The organism is Phenylobacterium sp., from assembly GCF_037138395.1.
Classification (GTDB): domain Bacteria; phylum Pseudomonadota; class Alphaproteobacteria; order Caulobacterales; family Caulobacteraceae; genus Phenylobacterium.
Window position 1 is genome coordinate 1 of sequence record NZ_JBAXIM010000266.1, and the last position, 1,663, is coordinate 1,663.

At 70.7% G+C, this 1,663-nt stretch carries 2 protein-coding genes and 1 pseudogene; 2 read left to right on the forward strand and 1 reads right to left on the reverse strand.

Features of this window, described 5'->3' with window-relative positions:
* On the forward strand, nt 1–423 hold a 423-nt coding region (gene nth / locus WCJ52_RS13085; protein WP_336903742.1), incomplete at its 5' end, for an endonuclease III.
* 105 nt (nt 424–528) lie between these two features.
* Here nth and WCJ52_RS13090 read toward each other — a convergent pair.
* A complete protein-coding gene (locus WCJ52_RS13090; RefSeq protein WP_336903743.1) occupies nt 529–1,356 on the reverse strand; it encodes a peptidylprolyl isomerase in 828 nt (275 codons plus the stop codon).
* Nucleotides 1,357–1,442: 86 nt separating this feature from the next.
* Between WCJ52_RS13090 and WCJ52_RS13095 the strand changes: the two are divergent.
* Nucleotides 1,443–1,663 (forward strand): annotated as a pseudogene (locus WCJ52_RS13095) (adenosine kinase); the annotation flags it as partial.

Here is a 1,663-nt window from a genome sequence, read left to right on the forward strand (position 1 = left end):
GGGATCATCCCCTACATCGCCTCCATCGGCCTGTTCCGCACCAAGGCGAAGAACCTGGTCGCCGCCGCCCGGATCCTGGTGGACACGCATGGCGGCGAGGTCCCCCTCGAGCGCGAGGCCCTTCAGGCCCTGCCCGGCGTAGGCCGGAAAACTGCCAGCGTGGTGCTCAATGAGCTGGGCGTTGAGCCCGCCATCGCGGTCGACACCCATGTCTTCCGGGTCTCCCACCGCCTGGGCCTCGCCAGGAGCAAGACCCCCGATAAGGTCGAGCACGAGCTCATGTCGGTGATCCCCGATCCCTGGAGGACCCGGGCCCATCACTGGCTGATCCTGCATGGCCGGTACGTCTGTGTCGCCCGCCGCCCGAAGTGCGGCGACTGCCCCGTCGCCGACCTTTGCCCGTCCCGGGGGCGGGAGGCCTAGATCCTGTTCCGATAGGTGGGAGCCGGTTCTCGGATCCAAACAGGGTCTGACTATCTGGGCTTGGATCCCGCTCCCTCCAGATGTTCCCTCTGAAGGGAACAGGCTCTAGGGGCCGGCCCGGGTGCGGACCGGGACCGAAAGGTCGCAGAGGCCAAGGTCTGCGCCGCGGGCGCGACGGGCCTCGGCCAGGCGGCGCGAGAAGGCGGGCCCCTGGACATCGAGGGCTTCCAGCTGCGGGCGCTCGATGGCGGGCAGGTCTGCGGCCGGGCGAACCCGGATCATCCTGTCCGGGGCGGTGGGCGGTTCCCCCGGCGCAATCGCCGCAAGGACATCCAGTCCCTCCACCACCTGGCCCCAGACCGTATAGTCGTGGTCCAGTCGCCGGGCGGGCGCCAGCATGAAGAAGATCTCGGAATTGGCGGTGCGGACCCCTTCCTGGCGGCCCATGCCGGCGGTCCCGGTGCAATAGGCGCCCCAGCCCCGGCCACGGCCGTCCAGGACCACGGGATTGACCCCCAGGAAGCCCTCCGAACCCTCTGCCGAACGACGCGCGGCGGCAAAGCCCTGTCCATGGGTCAGGAATCCGGGGGTCCGGAAGATGAACTCCGGGGGCAGGTCGGGATGGGCCGAGACCCCGCCGTCGCGATTGTTCGGGTTGCCGGTCTGGGCGACGAACCCGGGGATCACCCGGTGGAACTGGAGGCCGTCATAGACCCCCTCTCGGGCCAGACGGAGGATGCGCTCGACGGCGAGGGGCGCGAAGTCAGGACGAAGCTGCACCGTCATCCGGCCCCGGCTGGTGTCGATCACCAGGAGCTCGGCGTCCGGGATCGGCCGCCATTCCAGGGCCGCCGAGTGGGCGGGGAGCGGAGAGGCGAGACCGGCCGCCAGGACGGCGGCGGCCAGGGCGAGGCCAGGAAGGACGCGGGTCATGGACGGGTCTTGCCACGGCGGGCCGGATTGCTCCAGACCGGCTTTACCTGTAGCTAGCCCCCGCTTCGCTAGGCCCGGGAGGCCCCATGACCGAGCTCTTCGACGTCGCCGCCATCGGCAATGCCATCGTCGACGTCATCGCCCCTGCGGACGAGGACTTCATCTCGGCGGAAGGCCTCGCCCGGGGCGCCATGACCCTTGTGGACGAGGCGCGCGGTCGCGAGCTCTACGCCCGGATGGCGCCCGGCGTGGAGACCTCCGGCGGATCGGCGGCCAACACCGTCGCCGGCCTGGCCAGCCTGGGCGC

What these genes read in the sequence shown, in the direction of transcription:
- WCJ52_RS13090 (WP_336903743.1), bottom strand. Translation starts at nt 1,356, where the DNA reads ATGACCCGCGTCCTTCCTGGCCTCGCCCTGGCCGCCGCCGTCCTGGCG.